Source organism: Lysobacter sp. (genome assembly GCA_013141175.1).
GTDB lineage: Bacteria > Pseudomonadota > Gammaproteobacteria > Xanthomonadales > Xanthomonadaceae > Lysobacter_I.
This window is the reverse complement of the sequence record JABFRN010000001.1, coordinates 3,827,192-3,846,885: the sequence shown is the minus strand read 5'-3', so window position 1 is coordinate 3,846,885 and position 19,694 is coordinate 3,827,192. Positions and strand designations below refer to the sequence as shown.

At 63.1% G+C, this 19,694-nt stretch carries 6 protein-coding genes; all 6 read left to right on the top strand.

Features of this window, described 5'->3' with window-relative positions; all coding sequences use genetic code 11:
• The first annotated feature begins 76 nt into the window (after nucleotides 1–76).
• Genes HOP03_16880 through HOP03_16855 form a run of 6 tightly spaced genes read left to right on the top strand, consistent with a single transcriptional unit; the run spans nucleotide 77 to nucleotide 19,638 of the window.
• Entirely contained in the window at nucleotides 77–10,651 is a 10,575-nt protein-coding gene (locus tag HOP03_16880) for an SDR family NAD(P)-dependent oxidoreductase (protein ID NOT89833.1), read from the top strand.
• The gene (locus tag HOP03_16875; GenBank protein NOT89832.1) at nucleotides 10,652–12,262 is read left to right on the top strand and encodes a hypothetical protein; all 1,611 of its coding nucleotides are present in this window, start codon (nucleotides 10,652–10,654) and stop codon (nucleotides 12,260–12,262) included.
• A gap of 10 nt (nucleotides 12,263–12,272) precedes the next feature.
• A complete protein-coding gene (locus HOP03_16870; GenBank protein ID NOT89831.1) occupies nucleotides 12,273–12,452 on the top strand; it encodes a hypothetical protein in 180 nt (59 codons plus the stop codon).
• Nucleotides 12,449–16,210, top strand: coding sequence for a hypothetical protein (locus HOP03_16865; GenBank protein ID NOT89830.1), 3,762 nt, complete (start codon nucleotides 12,449–12,451; stop codon nucleotides 16,208–16,210). Before HOP03_16870 ends, HOP03_16865 begins: the two co-directional genes overlap by 4 nt.
• Nucleotides 16,211–16,213: 3 nt before the next feature.
• Nucleotides 16,214–18,757 (top strand): MMPL family transporter, encoded by a 2,544-nt coding sequence (locus HOP03_16860; protein NOT89829.1) that lies wholly within the window; start codon nucleotides 16,214–16,216, stop codon nucleotides 18,755–18,757.
• Nucleotides 18,754–19,638, top strand: coding sequence for an outer membrane lipoprotein-sorting protein (locus HOP03_16855; protein NOT89828.1), 885 nt, complete (start codon nucleotides 18,754–18,756; stop codon nucleotides 19,636–19,638). The genes HOP03_16860 and HOP03_16855 overlap by 4 nt, the downstream gene beginning before the upstream one ends.
• Nucleotides 19,639–19,694 lie beyond the last annotated feature (56 nt).

The following is a 19,694-nucleotide window of genomic DNA, read 5'->3' as shown; positions in this document are numbered from 1 at the left end:
GCCTGCCGCTTGCGCTGTCGCTGATCCGCCTGATTTCCCATTCTGCATAACCTTGAATTAGAAGAGACGAACGGTGATGGACCACGAAATTTTGCAAGAGCTGACTGAGAACTACCTGAAGTCGCTGATCAGTGGAGCAGCGGACACGGAAGTCATGTTCGATGCGCAGACACCGTTCGGCGAAATGGGCGTCAATTCGTTTCATGTGCTGAAGATACTGAAGCGGCTCGAACAGGACTTCGGCACATTGCCGAAAACCCTGCTGTTCGAGAACTTCAATGTCCGCGATCTCGCGCAGTATTTCGTCAAGAAGCACCTGGATGTGTTGATGCAGAAGTTCGGGGGCGATCCTGCGGGCGCGCCCGCGTCGCAGGGCGCGAGAGCCGAGCCGTCCGGTATTCCGGCCGCGGTCGCAGCGGTTCCGCAGCCGCAGGCCGTGCCGACGATCGCGCCGCCCGAAGCGACTCCGGCGCTGGTCGCGCACAGGCATCTGGACAGATACCCGGCGCTTCGCCAGCGCCGCGAGGAGATCTTCCACCAGTACAAGAACGAGTCGTCGGTATCGCGCGGCACCCTGATGATCGCGCCGTTGCTGTTTTTCGGCGACGAGAAGCGCGGCTTTTTCAACTGCGGCAAGGGCAAGGGCATCCTGCTCGCCTACGGTTACACCGGGCCGGAGGACGACTTCCTGCCGCTCGCCGGACAGCTTTTCCGTTACTGCGCCCGGAACGACCTGCAATTCAACCTGTTCGCGGAACAGCCCTTGCCTGCGATCGGCGACAAGACGTTCACGGCGACGCCCTTCGGCGTGATGCAGCGCGTCGTCGATCTGCCGTCCTTCACGCTTGAAGGACAGGCGATGCGGCGGCTGCGCTACCAGGTCTCGAAATTCTCCAAGGCCGGCGCCTGCCGCACCGAGGAATACATCTGCGGCAGCGACCCACGGAAAGCGGAAAACATCGCGGCGATCATCGATCAATGGTGCGGCTCGCGCACCATGGTGAATCCGCTGATCCATATCGTCAAAGCCGAGATCCTCGCCGGCACGCTCGATCGCGAACACCGGATATTCCTGACGTATGTCGACGATGCGATGCAGAACGTGATTCTGATATCGCCGGTGGCGGCCGGTGGCAGCGGCTATCTGATGGATCTGGAATTCTACGGGGCGGACATGCCGCTCGGCGGCCTGGAATTCGCCATCGTCAACATCATCGAAACGCTGATCGCCGAAGGCTGCGGTCTCTTCAGCCTCGGCGGTACGTATGGGGTCAAGCTCGGCGATTCGCCGACCGCCGATCCCGAAGTCGAGAAGATCCTCGACGAATTGCGCCAGCAGAACATTTTCAACGATGCCGGCAATCTGCAGTTCAAGAACAAGTTCCGTCCGGAGAACAAGAACATCTTCCTGTGCCGCGCCGCGGATGCGGGCAAGGCGGACAATGTCATCGACATCATCATGATGATCGCCGATCCGTCGGCGTCCCAGGTCGATGATGCGCCGATGGATGATTCGAGCGCAGGAACGGCATCGGCTGGACCGGCTGTTGCGCAGCACGCTGCGACGACAACGCCCGCCCGAGCGTCCACGGCTGCACTCATCGAAGGCAATGCACGCTCCCAAGCATTGCTGGAGGCCGGGTTCAATCCGCAGAATCTCGCCACGGACGATGTCGTTTTCGACCTTAAGACGGACTCGTGGGCGCAGCTGCGCATGCCGGCCATCGACAAGCAGATGTCGAGTCTGTTCGCGCAGTTGCAGCGCCCCATCGATGTCAATGCCAGCCTGCGCCAGGTCTTCCCGTTCGAGCATTTCACGCTGACCCAGTCCGGTCGCGCGGCGGAAGACATCTTCTGCCAGGCATGGGAGAAGAAGGGACGGGTGCCGCAGAACCTGCTGTTCCCCAGCACGATTTTCCATCAGATCGACAAGGGCTTCGCGCCGCAGGAAATGCCGACCGCTGCGGTCTTCGATCTGCACTCGGACGAGCCGTACAAAGGCAATCTGGACATGTCCGCGCTGCAGGCGGAAGTCGACAGGCACGCGGCGGAGATCGCCTATGTCTGCATCGAACTGACCGACAATGCCGCCGGAGGCGGTGCCGTGTCGCTGCCGCACCTGAAGCAGGTGAAGGCGTTGCTGCAGCAGCATCGCATTCCGCTGGTGCTCGATGGCACCCGCGTACTCGAGAATGCGCTGCTGATCATCGACAACGACCCGGAATGGCGTGATGCCACGTTGTGGCAGGTCGCCACGGAATTGCTGTCCCAGGCCGATGCGGTCGTGACCAGCCTGGCCAAGGATTTCTGCGTCAACAAGGGCGGCATGATCGCGACCAACGATCCGGCGCTGCATGAAAGACTGCAGGCGTTGCAGCAGCGCGAGGGCAAGGCGCTGGACGTGATCGACAAGAAATGCGTCGCGCTTTCGCTGCAGAACCGGAAATTCATCGAAACCCAGGTGCGTCGCCGTGTAGATGCGGTGCAGTCGCTGCGGCAATCGCTCATCGAGGGGAATGTGCCGGTCGTGCGTCCAGCGCGAGGCCATTGCCTGCTGATCGATGTCAAACAGCTGCCGGAGTTCCAGGGGCTCGCCTCGCCGGTCGCATCCTTCGTTGCCTGGCTGTATCTCGCGACGGGCATCCGTGCCGGCGCGCACAGCGTGGGCATGCAGCAGAATTCCAGCCTCAATCAGCTGGTGCGCCTCGCGATCCCGGTCGGGCTCAGGAGCGAGGATGTCGAGGCATTGCGCGGTTCGCTCATCGAAGCCTTCGCGAACAGGGTCGATATCCCCGATCTTTGCCCCATCGACAGCGCCAACGACCGCATCGGCGATCTCGGCGCGAAGTTCAGGCTCGATCGTTATCTCTTCCCGTCCGCATCGGCGCAGCCGACGGCGGCCACGCGCGCGAGCGCCGACCGCGAACCGCCTCGCGAAGCGAAAGCGGCAGCCGTGAACACCGTTGCGAACGGCGGCGGTGGCCTCGCGCGCAGCGGCGCGAATCGGGACCTGGACAGAGGCACGGAGATCGCGATCGTCGGCATGGCCGCGCGCTTCCCGAAGGCCAGGAACACCGAAGAATTGTGGGAAAACCTGCTGCAGGGCAGGGACTGCATCAGCGAGATCCCGGATTCGCGCTATCAGCGCCGCCGGCAGCGCGATGTGCTCGGGCGGTATCGCGGCGGTTTCATCGACGAGATCGACCGCTTCGATTCGCTGTTCTTCAATATTTCCCCGCGCGAAGCCGAAACGATCGATCCGCAGGAACGCCTGTTCCTGGAAGTCACGTGGGAAGCGCTGGAGGATGCCGGCTACTATCCGGAAGCGTTCCAGAGCGAGGATCAGGGCGCACGGCACATCGGTGTGTTCGTCGGTGCGGTCTGGACGATGTACCAGATGGTGGGCGCGGAAGAGCGGCTCGCCGGCAACAAGGTGATCGCCAACTCGTTCATGTGGAGCATCGCGAACCGCGTTTCGTATTCCATGAACTTCACCGGCCCGAGTATCGCGGTGGATACGGCGTGTTCGGCCAGCCTGACCGCGATCCATCTTGCCTGCGATTCGATCCAGCTCGGCGAATGCGCGGCGGCCATCGTCGGTGGCGTGAATCTGGATGTCCATCAATGCAAGCAGGAAATCACCGTCGCCGGTGGCCTGCTGTCGGACGACGGTTTCTGCCGCGCATTCGGCCGTGGCGCCAGCGGTTATGTGCCGGGCGAGGGCGTCGGTGCGCTGCTGCTGAAGCCGTTGTCGCACGCGCAGCGCGACAACGACAACATCTATGCGGTGGTCAAAAGCACGGCGATCAGCCATGGCGGTCGCAACAGCGGTTATGCGGTGCCCAATTCGAAAGCGCAGTGCGATGTGGTCACTTCGGCGCTGAACAAGGCCGGGATCGATGCCCGCAGCATCGGTTATATCGAAGCGCACGGCACTGGCACCGAGCTCGGCGATCCGATCGAAATCGCCGGTCTGAACCAGGCGTTCGAGCGGGACAGCGTCGCGCTGCAAAGCTGTGCGATCGGTTCGATCAAGACCAATATCGGCCATCTGGAAGCCGCGGCCGGCATCGCGGGCGTGTGCAAGGTGCTGCTGCAGATGCGGCACAGGCAGCTGGTGCCTTCGCTGCATTCGCAGCAGATCAACGAGTTCATCGATTTCGCGCATTCGCCTTTCGTCGTGCAGCAGTCGGTCGAACCGTGGCAGCCGAAACAGGTCGATGGCGTCCGGCAACCGTTGCGCGCCGGGATCAGCTCGTTCGGTGCCGGTGGCTCGAATGCGCACGTCATCCTCGAAGCCCGCGACGATGCGGCGGCCACGGTCGCGGCAAGACCGGTGCAGGGCGGCCTGCGCATATTCCCGCTTTCAGCGCGCAACGAAGAGCAACTGCGACAGGTGGCGGTCCGACTCAAGTCCTTCATCGAGAAGCATCGCGACAGCGAGTCCGCGCCGCATTTCGACGACATCGCATTCACCCTGCAGGTCGGCCGGAAATCGTTCGATCACAGGGTCGCGATCCTCGCCGACAGCATGGATCAACTGCTCAACAAGCTGCAGAACTTCCTGGGCAATACGCGCGACGACCACATCGTCTCCGGGCACATGAGGAATGCCGACGGCATCACCAAGATGCTGAGCCGCAAGGAGAAGGAAGCCTTCATCGACTTGCTCGCGCAGTCCCGCGACCCGCTGAAGCTGGCCCAGCTGTGGATCGATGGCCTGGTCTCGGATTGGCACGGCATGCAGGCGACCGCCGGTGCGCGGCGCATTTCGCTGCCGACCTATCCCTTCGCCGACAAGCGCCATTGGCTCGAATCCGCCGACATGGGTGAACTCACGTCCGCGCTCGCGGGACGTACGGCAGGCCATGCGCTGCATCCGCTCATCGACAGCAACGAATCGACCTTCGAGCGCCAGCTGTTCCGCAAGCTGTTCACCGACCAGGAATTCTTCATCTACGACCATCTGGTCTCGGATATTCCGACGCTTCCTGGCGTCGCCTATCTCGATTTCGCGCGCAAGGCCGGCGAGATCGCGGCAGGGCGCAAAGTACAGAAGATCAAGAACATCATCTGGGTCAGCCCGCTGACGGTGCAGAACGCCGTCCCCAATGAAGTCTTCATTGAATTGAAGCCGGCCGGCGACGCCGTGTTCTTCGAAGTGTTCAGCGAACGGGAAGGCAGCCGCAAGCAGCTGTATTGCCAGGGCAAACTGCACTACGCCAGTGCACAGGACGGCCTGGCGGAAGACGAATACATCGATATCGAAGCGATACGCGGGCGCTGCGACAAAGTGCTCGATGGCGAGCGTGCGTACCCGTCGTTCAAGACGTTGGGATTGGATCTCGGACCCACCTTCCAGGCGCTGCAGGAGGTCTATCGCAATCCGAACGTCGGCTTCGAAGTGCTCGGCGCGCTGAAGATCCCGACGCTGTCGGGCATGCGTTTCGAAGAGTTCGTACTGCATCCTTCGCTGGTCGACTCTTCGTTCCAGGCCGCCATGGGCGCGCGTCTGGCGGATGCCGGCGGCGAGATGTTCGTGCCGTATTCGCTGGGCGAGGTCGAAATCCTCCATCCGCTGACGCCGGTCTGTTACAGCTACATCACCGAGGCGAAGGAAGAGAAGAAGACGTCTTCGAATCTGTCGAAGATGAATGTGCTGATCGTCGACGAGCACGGCAAGGTGCTGGTCAAGGTGCGCGATTCGGTCGGCGTACCGCTGCTGGATGTGCACGAGAAGCCCGGACAGAGCGGGCCCGCGAAAGCACCGGCCGCCGAAAGCACCGACGTATTCTCGACGCTGTACTTCGGTACGTATTGGCATGTGTCCACGCTGACCGCCACCGCTGCGGGAAGCGCGCCGCAGACCGTCGTACTGTTCGCACCCGATGCGGCCAGCAGCGACGCGTACAGCGCGCAATTGACGGCGCGCGGCGACGACAAGACGGTGCTGGTATCGGTCTTCCCGGGCGATGGCTTCAAGCAACTGGGCGATCGTAGCTACAGCGTCAATGCCGGGGAACGCGAGGATTTCGTCCGGCTGCTGACCTCGCTCCAGGGCACCTGCCAGACGCCGCTGCAGGTGTGTTTCGCATGGTCCGCGCTGCCGGTCATCGCCGATCGAGGCGAACCTGTCGTCGACCTGACCGTGCAAGCGCTGGACCGTGGCGTCTATGCGTTCCTACATTTGTGCCAGGCGATCGTCGGCCAGAAGGCCGAAAACGATGTGCGCCTCAATTACCTGTATTTCAGCACTCCCGACGAATCGCAGCCGCACAACGACGCGATCCAGGGCTTCGCGACGATATTGCGTGCCGAGAGCCCGAAACTGTCGTGCAAGATCATCGAGTTCCTGCAGCCTGAACCGGCTTTCGATGCCGGTGTCGTTGCGGCGCTCGCGAACGAGTTCATGCACGAAACCAAGGCGCTTGGCGTCCGTTACCACGACGGTCGGCGTTACCTGCGGAGGATCGAATCCTGTCCCGCGCCGCCGGCCGCGGTCGCCGACGTGCCGATCAAGCATCGCGGCGCCTACCTCATCACCGGTGGCGCGGGTGGCCTGGGTCTGATCTTCGCCGAGTATCTGGCGAAGCAGTTCCAGGCGCGCCTGATCCTGACCGGGCGCAGCGCGCTGAAGAGCGATACCGAAGCGGCGCTGGAGGCGCTGCGGCAAGCGGGCGCCGAGGTGCTCTACGTGCAGGCCGATGTCGCCAAGCGCGAAGATATCGACAACCTCGTGCTGACCTGCAAGCAGCGCTATGGCGCCCTGAACGGCATCATCCACAGCGCCGGCGTGCTGCGCGATTCCTATATCCGCAACAAGACGCGGGATGAAATGCAGGCGGTGTTCGCGCCGAAGATCCTCGGCACGCTGTTGCTGGACGAAGCGACGCGAAACGAACCGCTGGATTTCTTCGCGATGTTCTCGTCGCTGGCGGCACTCGCCGGCAATGCCGGGCAGAGCGATTATTCGTTCGCGAACCACTTCATGGATGCGTTCGCCGCCCATCGCAACGCGTATGCGGATCGCGGCCTGAGGCAAGGCAAGGCGCTCAGCGTGAACTGGTCGATCTGGGCCGAAGGCGGCATGCGTCTCGACGAGCAGACCGCGCTGTTCTTCGAGCGCAATCTCGGTATCAAGCCGCTCGAACGCGAGGTCGGAATCCAGGCGCTGATGCTTGGATTGCACGGCGACCTGCCGCATCTGGCCGTGGTGCAGGGCGTCAAGGAGAAGGTCGAGCGCGCATGGGGCATTGGCGCAGTCGATGTCGAAAAGCCTGTCGATGCGACGCCGGCCGCGGCCACGTCCACGTCGACGGCCGTGGCCGCGACCGCTGCGGTGGAAGGCGACGATCTGGCGCTGGTGGCGCAGAACGCGCTGTCGCTCATCGTCATGGATTTCCTGAAACTGGATGCCGACGATGTCGACCTGGACACCATCCTGCTGGATCTCGGTTTCGACTCGATCGGGCTGACGTCCTTCAGCAACGTGGTGAACGAAAAGTACGGCCTCGACATCACGCCGGTGCTGTTCTTCGAGTATCCGAACATCCGCGAAATCGCCAAGTACCTCGCTCGCGAGCATCGCGACGAGATCGAACGCGTGCATGGGCAGTCGGCGGCTTCCGCCACCGCCGGCCCGTCCGCGGCGCCAGCGTCCGGCGCTGCGCCGATCGCGCTCGAAGCGCCGCTTGCCTTCAAGAAGAAGTGGAGCCCCGACGACGCTCCCGAGACGGCGGGTGCGCCGGTCGCCAGGAGCGGAGGCAGTTTCTCCCCGGGGCGTCGCTTCATCGAACGGCCCATCGCGATCGTCGGCATGAGCGGCGTGATGCCGCAGGCGGACAACGTCGATGAGTTCTGGGAAAAGTTGAGGAACGCCGAAAACAACATGGTCACCCTGGTGCCGGCGGACCGCTGGGATTGGGAAGAGTGTTACGGCGACCCGATGGTGGAGAAGAACAAGACGCTGTCGAAGTGGGGCGGTTTCATGCGCGAGGTCGACAAGTTCGACCCGCTGTTCTGGGGCATTTCGCCGCGCGAAGCGGAAATGATGGACCCGCAGCAGCGCATCTTCCTGGAAACCGTCTGGGGTGCCGTCGAGGATTCCGGCCACAAGGTGTCGGATCTCGCGGGCACGAAAACCGGTCTGTTCGTCGGCGCCGCCACGCGCGACTACATCGACCTGATGGCGATGAAGCAGGCCGATCTCGACGGTTATTCGGCATCGGGCACCTCGCACGCGATCCTGGTCAACCGCATTTCATTCCTGCTGGACCTGCACGGACCCAGCGCGCCGTTGGACACTGCGTGCTCGAGTTCGCTGGTGGCGCTGCACCGCGCGATCGAATCGATCCACACCGGCAGCTGCGAAATGGCCATCGTCGGCGGCGTGCAGGTGATGCTCACGGCGGCCGGGCACATCTCGTTCGGCGCGGCAGGCATGCTGGCGAGCGACGGCAAATGCAAAACCTTCGATTCCCGCGCGAACGGCTACGTGCGCGGCGAAGGTTCGGGCGCGATCTTCATCAAGCCGCTCGACAAGGCGATGGCCGATGGCGATCACATCTACGCATTGATCAAGTCGACGGCCGAGAATCACGGCGGCAAGGCGACGATGCTGACCGCTCCGAATCCGAATGCGCAGGCCGATCTGCTCGTCGAAGCCTACGAAAAGGCCGAGATCGACCCGCGCAGCGTCGGTTTCCTGGAGTGCCATGGCACCGGCACGAGCCTCGGCGATCCGATCGAGTTCCAGGCGATGAAAAAGGCGTTCTCGGACCTCTATCGCAAGCATCAGTTGCCGGTACCGACCAAGCCGCATATCGGCCTGACCTCCGCGAAGACCAATATCGGCCATCTCGAAACCGCGGCGGGCATCGCCGGCATTCTCAAGGTGCTGCTGTCGATCAAGCACAAGCAGATTCCGGCGCTGCTGCACTTCGAGAAATTGAACCCGTACATCAATCTCGACAACACGCCGTTCTATCCGGTCGAAAAGACCAAGCCGTGGGACGTGATCCTCGACGACAACGGCACGCCGTATCCCCGCCGGGCGGGCATCAGCTCCTTCGGCTTCGGCGGCGCGAATGTGCACATCGTGCTCGAAGAGTATCCGGACACGGACGCTACGCTGCGCCAGAGCCCGAAGGGCCCGTATCTCATCCTGGTCTCGGCCAAGCATGAGGATCGCCTGCGCGCCAACGCCGAACGCCTGCTCGCCCATCTCGACAAGGAAGAGCGGATCAACCTCGCGGACGTCGCCTACACGCTGCAGATCGGGCGCGATGTGATGCCCGAGCGCATGGGCCTGATCGTCGACAGCAAGGACGAACTGATCGATCGCCTGCGCGCTTACGTCGGCGGCGATGCCGCAGGCGCGAACGTGAAGCTGGCCAGCGTCCGCCGCAAGGCCGATATCGGCACCACCGACGCCGGAACGATGAAGCAGTGGCTGCGCGACCGCGATCTGTCGTCGCTGCTCGACGTCTGGCTGAAAGGCCAGGAGCCCGACTGGAAATCCATGCATGCCGGGCAGGACGTGCGGCGCTGCTCGCTGCCGACATACGCCTTCGCGCGCGAGCGCTACTGGTTCAACACCAGCGCGCAGAAGCAGAACGCTGCAGCGGGCACGCAGGCGACGGTGCATGCGCTGCTGCATCGCAACGTCTCGGTATTCGGCCAGCAGTCCTTCGTTTCCGATCTCAGCGGTCTCGAAAAACCGATGCGCGACGCCTTCGTGCCTTCGCCGGCGGGTTTGCCGGAGCTGCTGTCGGTCGAGATGGCGCGCTTGGCGATACAGGAATCGCTGGCCCGCGAATCCGGCCCGACGCGGATGGAACTGCGGTCATTGAACTGGGAGCAGGACGTCCCTCTGTCGGAGGGCGGCAGGATCAAGGTCAATGTCTACCCATTGGCCGGCAAAGCCGTTGATTTCGAGATTCTCAGCGCCGGCGCCGGGATGGATGCGCAGGCATCCGAGCTGCTGGTGTGCGAGGGAACAGCGAGCTACGACACGGGCGAGGAGCCCAACCGCATCGACCTGTTCCAGTTGAAGAAGCAGTTCCGCGATGAGGGCCGCGACAGCACCGCTTTCCACGACGCATTGGCGCGCAGCGGATGGACCCGCGAGCGCTTGCCCCGGGGTATCGAGGCCTGCCATCTCGGCGACAGCCAGCAGTTGCTTGAATTCCAGCTGCCGGCGCGTGCGGGCGATGCGGATTCGACGGTCCGCGACGAACTGGATTCCGCGTCGCTGCTGTCGCTCGCGCATCTGTCGTGCCTCAGCCTGATGACGGATGCATTCACGACGTCCTCTGCCGCGACGATCGTCTCACTGGATCGCGTGCAGTTTTTCCCGGGAGCCGGCCGGAAGGGCAGCATCTGGGTGCGGATGGCGCGCGGGGCAGGCGGGAAGGACGAACGACTCGCCATGGATGTCGACATCATCGACCCCGATGGCCGCGTGATGATCAGGATCAAGGGCCTGAGATTCGACTGCCCCGCATACGCCGATATCCAGCGTATGCGCAATGAGGAATTCGAAGGCCTGCTGGGGTCCATCTACGAATCGACGGGAACCTTTACGACCAACGAGGCGTCACAACGATCCGCAAGTTTCGAGTTCCGAGACATGCTCGACGAGATCTATTGAATGACGACGATTTTCCCGCAGGCGCGATTCCCGCATCCGCCGCGTCTCCATTGCCCGCCGCGATCCGCATGGCCGTTGAAGACCGTGCTGTCGTCGGCGCTCATGCTGGGTGTCGCATTTTCCGCGCACGCCCAGGAGCCGGGAGCGCCAGCGATCGGCGGCGATGCCGTAGACGCGTCCAAAGCGCCGGCGGTCATCGGCGACGCTGTCATCGACGATGCGGACATCGGTGACGCAACCGTCGGCGACATCGAGGCGAAGACCGATACGCCAGCCGTCACCGGGGATCCTGTCATCGTGCAGGACACGACAGGAGGCGACACGGAGACGCAGGATCTCTTGCCGGATACGCTCACCTACGACGAGTCACAGCCGGCAGAGCAGGGCACCGATGCATCGCCCATCGAGGGCGGCATCGACATGCCTTCCGACGATGTCCGGAACAGCAGGTTCGCCGAACTCCTGGCATCGATGCGCGTCAGCCTGAAGCACGAGGTTTCCTACAAATTCGAAGATCCCGTGCGCGTGGTGAACAACCGCTCGTCGGTGCGGGTGGAGTACTCCAAGCTGTTCGCCGACAAGTATTTCGTGCGCCTGGATACCAAGCTCAACATGCATTGGGGCAACGATCATCGCGCCAAGGCGGAAGACAAGAGCGTCCTGTTCGACACGATCACCCGCGAAGCCTTCCTGCAGAGCAGCTTCGGCGAAACCAGCGTCCGCCTCGGCTATCAGATCCTGCCCTGGGGCGTCTCCGAAGGCGGCGCGATCACCGATGAGGTCAGCCCACGGAATACGTCCGAATTCTTTTTCGTCTCGCTGGAAGAATCCCGTATCGGACAACCGATGCTGACCGTCGACCAGTTCAGTTCTGTCGGCGAATGGACCGCTTTCTTCGTTCCCCGCCCGGCCTACAACGAGTACCCGAAGGCCGGAACCGAATACGACATACCCGGTGCCTTCCTCACCCCGAAGCCACGGCAACGCTGGAGCGATCCCGGCGATTTCGAGTACGGCCTGCGCTGGAAACGCACCTTCGGCAAGAGCGACTTCAGCCTGATGGCGGCGTCGCTCATCGACAACGACTATCTCATCCGCAAGCAGCGGTTCCAGATGTATGGCCTGACCGCGAACATCGCCAGGGACAATCTGCTGTACAGGGCCGAAATCGCGCTGAAGAAGCCGCGTGCCTTTTTCGCGCAGTCCGCCGTCGCCGGCGAATTCTCGATCGTCGAAAGCGATCAGCTGGACTCGAGCCTGGGCTTCGATTACTCGCCAGGCGGTCGCCCGTTGACCTACAGCGCAGAGGTGGTCTGGAGCCGCCTGCTCGATTGGCGCGGCACGATCCTCGGGCGCGAGCAGGACGAGTATTCGCTCGTCGGTTCGCTGAGCAACCAGTTCTTCAACAACGACCTGACCCTGAGCTGGCTGACCATCTACACCAGGCCCTACACCAGCTTCCAGCACAAATTCCTGAGCTCCTATCTGATCGACGATAACTCGACGGTATACTTCGAATTCTTCTATCCGGACGAACGCGACGAACGCAGCGGCACATGGCCGTATCGGGACCAGAAACAGTTCGTGATCAGATATCAGTACCAATTTTAAGGACAGCCGTATGGATCGCGTCATGCGCATCTCTTTTGAAGATGTTTCGAGCAAGACTCCGTCGAAGGAAGTCGACACCCGGATTGCAATCCGTGCCTTCGACAGCCGCAGCGCGCGGCTGCAACCGACGCCTGCGGGCGCTGCCGCCCGCCGACCCGACATCGACACAAGAACATGGAGTGCGAAATGAGCGCCGTCGCGGAACCCACCCTGCTGGATACCATCGTCGAAACGGTGGCTTCCACGCTGAAAATTCCCGTCGAGCGCCTCGATGTCGACGCGGACTTCGATTCTTTCGGCATGGACTCGATCATCGCGATCGAGTTGATGACCAACCTGAGCAAGCGGCTGAAGATTTCGATCACGCCCGCGCAATTGACCGCCGTGAATTCCATCCGCGAGTTGGCCGCCGCGATCGGAGAGTCCTCCAGCGCGGCAGTCGTCGCGCCCGCCGCGAAGACGCCGTCACCGGTGGCGGCGCCAACGCCCAGGCCGGCATCTGCGCCGGCCCGTGGCGCGGTCGCCGTTGCCGCACGCCGCCGCCCGGTGCGGGCGCGTGACGAAGACGATGTCGTCGCGCGCCTGCTCCGATTCGTCCGCGACGAGTACGGCGTGGACCTGCATGGCGAACGCTTCGCGTCGGAGGATGCGCTGGTCGACCATCTGCTGGAGCACCATGCCGATGCGCTCTCCCATTATTACGGGTTGGCCGGGGACGACGCCGAGGATCCCGGGCGGGTCGGCGCATCGCGGGTGCAGGCCGGCGCGCCGGACATCGCGGTGATCGGCATGGCATGCGCCTTCGCCGATGCCACCACGCCCGATGCGCTGTGGCGCAATCTGTCCGAACAACGCAGTTCGATCAAACCGCTGGACGGCGACCGCTGGGGCGGCGCGCAGAGTGCGGAAGCGCTCGCCGCGCAGCGCTGGGGCGCGCGCGTCGAAGAGGTCGATCTGTTCGACGCCGGCTTCTTCGGCCTGAGCGAGGACGAAGCCCGCATGTGCGACCCGCAGGAGCGACTGATGATGCAGTCGGTCTACCATGCGCTGCAGCACGCGGGCCTTCGCGCCGACAAGCTTCGCGGTTCTCGCACCGGGCTGTTCCTGGGCTACGAGTACTCGGAATACGAGCACCACATGCGCAGGAACCTGCATCGCATTCCCGCAGCGCCTGCGTTCAGTTCGTCCAGCCCGATTTACTATCTCGCCAATCGCATCTCGTTCCTGTTCGATTTCAAGGGCCCGAGCGAAGTGGTGAACGCCAGTTGCGCGTCCTCCGGCCTGGCCATCCATCGCGCCTGCGTCGCGCTGGCGCAGGGCGAATGCGATATCGCGATCTGCGGTGGCGTTTCGCTCAATCTGTTTGCCGACGACTATGCGGCGATCGCCCGCTACGGCCTGCTTTCGCCGGACGGCCGCTGCGCGGTTTTCGACGACGAAGCGAATGGGTTCACCCGCGGCGAAGGCTTGGGCCTGCTGGTGCTCAGGCGCCTGGACGACGCGGAGCGCGACAACAACCGCGTCTTCGCCAAGGTTGCCGCCACCTACCAGAGCAATCGCGGTCGTGCCGCCTTCACCTCGGAAATCAAGCACGAGGCGATCACCCAGGTGATCGCCGAATGCTACGAGAAGCATTCGATTGCGCCGAATTCGGTGCGCTATATCGAAGTCGATGGATACGCCACGAAATGGGGCGATTCGTTCGAGTTCGAGGGCATCCGGAATGCGTTCCAGCATGCCGCCGCCGACGGCAAGTACTGCGCGCTCGGAAGCATCAAGGGCAATATCGGCCATGTCGAGCCGGCCAGTGGCGTGGCCAGCGCGATCAAGGTCGCGCTTTCCCTGCACCACGGGCGCTTCCCGGCCACCATCACCAAACACAAGCTCAGCGCCTTCATCGACATCGAATCCAGCTCGCATCCGCTGTATATCGCCGACCGTGCGCTGCCGTTCGAGGAACTGCGTCGCCACGACGAACCGATCCGCGCCTGCGTGAACTCGTTCTCCGACAGCGGCGTGAACGTGCACCTGGTGTTCGAGGAATATCGCCAGCCGCACGAAGCGCTACCAGCGGGGCAGGGCGCGCAGTTGTTCGTGTTCTCCGCGCGCACGCGCGATTCGCTGCTGGACTATCTGCACGCCTACGCCGACCGCGTGCGTGCCGGCATCGAAGCGGCCGATCTGGAGGATCTGGCATACACCACGCAATTGGCCATGGAGCCGATGGAGCATCGGGTCGCACTGGTGGCATCCAGCGTGAAGGAACTGAACGAGGCGCTGTCGCGGGCCAGGAAGCTGCTCGCCGAGGGCAGGCCGTCCGAAGGCAATGGCCCGGTGTTCGTGGGCAGCGTCAAGCCCGACGGGAACGGGCGCATCTTCGATGTGATCCAGTCGCAAATCGGTGAGAGCAAGCTCCTGGAAAACCTCCGCGCCGGCCAGCTCAAGGAAATCGCGCTGCTGTGGACCAGCGGCATCGACATGCCATGGGACAGCTATTGGAACGCGATCGTGCCCGCGCGTCGGCGCCAGGCGCAAAGGCCACCGCGCCTGATCGACGTGCCGCAGTATCCGTTCGCGAAACAGCGCTACTGGCTGGATTTCGGCGACGCCGCGGATGCGCCTCCGATCGGTGCGACGCCGCCGCCGCCCGCGAAGGCGTCGGCGCCTGCGCCACGCGAAGAACCCGCGCCCGCCGCTGGAGAGTGGCGCTTTGTCGTCGGCACGGACGCCGCCGGCGGCGAGGAGGACACCACGCTCGACGGCGAGGACAAGCTCATCCTGTTCATGACCCTGGAGACCGCGCGCCTGCTGGGCCGTGCGCCCGGCGACGTCGACGCCGATCTCGATTTCCTTTCGCTGGGTTTCGATTCCATCGGCATGGCGGGCTTGATCCAGCGATTGATCGATCTGCTCTCCGAGAACATCGCACCGAGCGTCGTATTCAAGTTCAAGGACATCCGCTCGCTCGCCGACCATCTCGCCAGCGCCCATTCCGCGAAGGTCGAACGCATCCGCGTACTGCGCGCGGATGGCGCCGCCAGCGCGGTCGACGCGCCGAAGCCGAAAGCCGCGGCGAAGAAGAACGACGAGATCGAGACCTGGTTCCTCAGCCGTGAAGCGGCCTCCGGCAGCCTGATCGTGCCGATGCAGACGCAGGCAACGGGGACGCCGATCTTCGCGGTGCCGGGCGCCGACGGCAGCGTGTTCTCGCTGCGGACGCTCAGCCAGAGCCTGGCCGGCGTACGGCCGATGTTCGCGTTCGAGGCGGTCGGACTCGACGGAAGACGCGAACCCCTGCGCACCGTCGGCGAGATGGCCGACGCATACATCGAGGCGATGTCCGCGATGCGGAACACGGGGACGGTCGATCTGCTGGGCTACTCGAACGGCGCGGTCGTCGCCTTCGAGATGGCGCGGAAGCTGACCGAGAAGAATGTCCGGATCGGCCACCTGGTCCTGATCGACCAGCGCTGCCCCACGTTGAAGGGCCGCGATACCACCGACGATATCGCCCATGTCTTCGCCGATCTGATTCCGGCATTGGGCGGGGAGCGCGGCCTCGACATGGATGCATTCGCCAGGGTTCCGGAAGCCGAACGCGCCGATCATCTTTACGCACTGATGCAGGACAACGGCTTCGGGATATCCAGGGAGCAGTTCGTCGCGACCTACACCTTCGCGCTCGCCAACGACGAGGCCTGCCGGCGCTACAAGCCGACGAAGATCAGGAAACCGATCCGGACCGTGGTCGTGAGAGCGACCGCGGGAGGCGGCGACGATCCCGTCGATCTCGGATGGAACCGGTACCTGACCAAGACCGCTGCATGCATCGGCATCGATACCGACCATCTATCCATCGTCGGCAAGGACGCCAGCGCCCGCATCGCCGGCATCTTCTCGGGCGACGCGAACCCGGAATCACAAACTTCTTCTTCAACAGGAGCGTAATCCATGTCAGTGCGACAGAAAATCGTAGATCGACTCGCACAGCACTTCGGGAACATCCCCGACCTGCTGCGCCGCAGGCGATGGTTGGTGTTGACCGCGTTCCTCGGGTTCCTGGCGCTGAGCGTGTTCGGCCTGTCCAGGCTGAAGATGGACATGACCATCGAAGGCTGGTTCGCCAAGGACGACCCGACCCTCATCGCGTTCAACAAGTTCCACGCCGAGTTCGGCAGCGAGGACGGGCTGTACATCATCTACAAGCCGAAGGATGGCGACGTCTTCTCGCAGGCCTCGCTCGAAGCGGTGAGCGGGATCCAGCAGGAGCTGATCAACTTCAAGTCCAAGCTGAAGCCCGGCGAGCAGTCCGCGCTCGAGCACATCGTCAAGGTCAACACCTTGGTGACCGCGCCGGTGCTCACGGCGGAAGGCGACGTGCTGTCCTCGCGTCCGCTGGTCGGCAGCAAGGTGCCGTCCTCGCCGGAAGCCCTGGCCGCGATCAGGGCCCTCGCCGATTCGCAGAAGCAGTTCCCGCTGCAGTACTTCTCGCGCGACCACAAGTACGGCGGCATCAACGTCGAGACCAACTTCGGCGCCATTCCGGTGGAAGCCGGCGGCGTGTCCGAGGACGTGGATATTTCCATCGATGATCCGGCCGCAGTGGTCGTCGAAGACAAACCGGTCGAATTCAAGCCGACCGACATGACCGAGTACTACGCGCTGTACGAGGAAGTGAAGAAGATCATCTACAAGCCGGAGTACACCAAGCACCTGGATTACTACGCGGTCGGCAACACCGCTGCGGCCGAGCACGACCTGAAAATGGCCGAGGAGATGGGCAACCTCTACATGGCCGCGCTGCTGATCATCATCGTGCTGCTGTGGTTCCTGTTCCGTTCCGCGTCCGCGGTGGTCTGGTCGATCCTGATCGTGATCCTGAGCACGGTGTTCACGCTCGGCATCGCCGGCATCGCCGGCCTGACCGTCACCGGCTTCCTGATCCTGACCCTGCTGCTGATCCTCACGGTGGGCATCGCCGATGCCGTGCACATGCTCACCGGCTACACCTACATGCGCAAGGAAGAGGGCATCGACCACCAGGACGCGCTGCGCAAGACCTATCGCTATACCGGCGTGGCCCTGCTGCTGACCGGCTTCACCAACATGGTCGGCACCATGGCGCTGAACATCACGCCGGTCGTGCCGATCCAGAACTTCGCGATCATGTCCACGCTGGGCATCCTGTTCGCGCTGCTGCTCTCGATCTACCTGCTGCCGATCCTCGTCGACATCTGGCCGACCGTACCGAAGACGATCAAGCCCGAGAAGGCCGCGCGCAAGCGCCGGCTGGACATGATGCCGGTCCTCAAGCGCCAGCTCGAGAAGGTCGTGCCGATGGTCGAGAAGCGGCCGGCCGCCTTCATCGTGCCGTTCATGCTGTTGTTCGCCTTCTGCATCTACGGCGCGACCCAGGTCAAGGTCGACACCCAGATCCTCGACCAGTACCCGGCGGATTCGACCTTCGTCCAGAGCGTCGAAGTGGCCGACAAGCACATGATGGGCGCCTACAGCATGGTGGTGTACCTCGACTTCAAGGAGGACTTCGCGCTGCAGGATCCGGAAGTGCTGAAGGCGATGGAGGAGCTGCAGAAGACCTTCGAGTCCAAGTACAAGAAGTACGTGGTCATGACCAACTCACTGGCCGACGTGACCAAGGACGCGAACCAGAAGCTCAACGGCGGCGGCAAGGACCACTACCTGATCCCCGACACGCGCGAAGTGCTGTCGCAGACCCTGTACCTGTTCAACAGCGCCGACCCGAGCGAACGCCAGCGCCTGGTGGACGACAACTACCGCAACGCGAACATCAGGGTCGCCCTGCACAGCTACGGTTCCTACGAGTACTACAGCGTGCTCCAGCAGATGCGCGCGGACATCGACCAGATGATGGTCAAGCTGAAGACCAAGTATCCGAAGGCCGAAGTCGAGATCACCGGCGTGTTCGCGCTGGCGATGCAGGCATCGCAGTATCTGACCCAGAACCAGGCGATCACCTTCGGTATCGCGATCGCGGCGGTCAGCATCATCCTGCTGCTGGTGTTCGGGTCGGTGAAGGTGGGCCTGATCGCGCTCATCCCGAATCTCATCCCGGCCACGCTGACTCTCGGCCTGCTGGGCCTGAGCGGGATCACGCTGGATTTCTACACGATGATGCTCGCGCCGATCATCATCGGCATCTCGATCGACGACACCGTGCACTTCATCTCGCAGTACCAGCGCCAGCTGGGCAAGGATGGCGACGTCAATGCCGCGCTCCGGCGGACCATGTCCGAATCCGGCCAGAGCGTGGTCTTCACCTCGCTGATCCTGGGCCTGGGCTTCGGCATCATGTCCCTGGCCGATTCGGCGGGCACGTCCAACATGGGCAAGTTCGGCGCACTGGCCATCTTCATGGGCCTGCTGAACGACCTGTTCCTGCTGCCCGCGCTGCTGTTGGCCTTCAAGAGCAAAGCCAAGGCCGTGCCTGCGGCCGTCGAGGAGAGTGCACGATGAAACACGCAAGGATCCTGTTCGCTACCGCGCTGCTGGCGATCGCATCCCCCGCGATCGCCCAGGACGCGCGCCAGATCATCGTCAAGGCGGACCAAGCGGCGAACCACAGCTACATGTCTTCGATCCGGGTGATGCAGTTCACGACCTGCCGTTACAACATCACGGACGGGAAATTGTCGTGCCGGGAAAAGCCGCGCGTGATCAAGGTCGAGAGCGTGCATCGGGGCTATGACGTCAAGGGCCTTCCCGACCGCAGCAACAAGGCGTTCGACGTGATCATCGAACCGGTGAACGAAAAGGGGACGTCCACGCTCTCCTACAGCTACGCCGAGGACGAGAAGGATTCGGACTTCTGGATCTACCTGCCCGCGCTGGCCAAGGTCAAGCGCATCGTGTCGGTCAGCGACAGCAACGAGAGCGGCGCGCTGTTCGGTTCCGAACTGTCGACCGAGGACGCCGACGTCAGGCGGATCAAGGACTACACGTACCGCCTGCTCGGCCAGGAGACCGTCCGTGGCCGCCAGGCGTGGATGATCGAGTTGACGCCGACCGCGTATCGCCGCACCCGCTCGTACTACAGCAAGATCGTCGTCTGGGTGGACAAGGAACGCTCGATCCTGCTGAAGGAAGACCTGTACGACCGCTCGGGCAGGCACTACAAGCAACGGACCGCGTTGAACGTCGAGCGCATCGACGGGACCTGGATCGTGACGAAGGGGTCGATGAACAATCTCTTCAGCAAGCGCATCACCATGTGGGACGAGCGTGGAACGAAGCTCAACGTCGACATCGACGACGAGTTCCTCAGCCAGCGCTCGCTGACCGACTTCGCTTATCGCGAACGGATGATGGCCAAGTATCGCGGCTACATCAGGAAGTGACGGTCGCGCCGTCCAGGCGCGTGCGCTTGGACGGTTCCGCGTTTTCCACACATCAC

Coding starts and splice junctions, on each gene's coding strand:
- HOP03_16880 (NOT89833.1), top strand. CDS start 77: ATGGACCACGAAATTTTGCAAGAGCTGACTGAGAACTACCTGAAGTCG.
- HOP03_16875 (NOT89832.1), top strand. CDS start 10,652: ATGACGACGATTTTCCCGCAGGCGCGATTCCCGCATCCGCCGCGTCTC.
- HOP03_16870 (NOT89831.1), top strand. CDS start 12,273: ATGGATCGCGTCATGCGCATCTCTTTTGAAGATGTTTCGAGCAAGACT.
- HOP03_16865 (NOT89830.1), top strand. CDS start 12,449: ATGAGCGCCGTCGCGGAACCCACCCTGCTGGATACCATCGTCGAAACG.
- HOP03_16860 (NOT89829.1), top strand. CDS start 16,214: ATGTCAGTGCGACAGAAAATCGTAGATCGACTCGCACAGCACTTCGGG.
- HOP03_16855 (NOT89828.1), top strand. CDS start 18,754: ATGAAACACGCAAGGATCCTGTTCGCTACCGCGCTGCTGGCGATCGCA.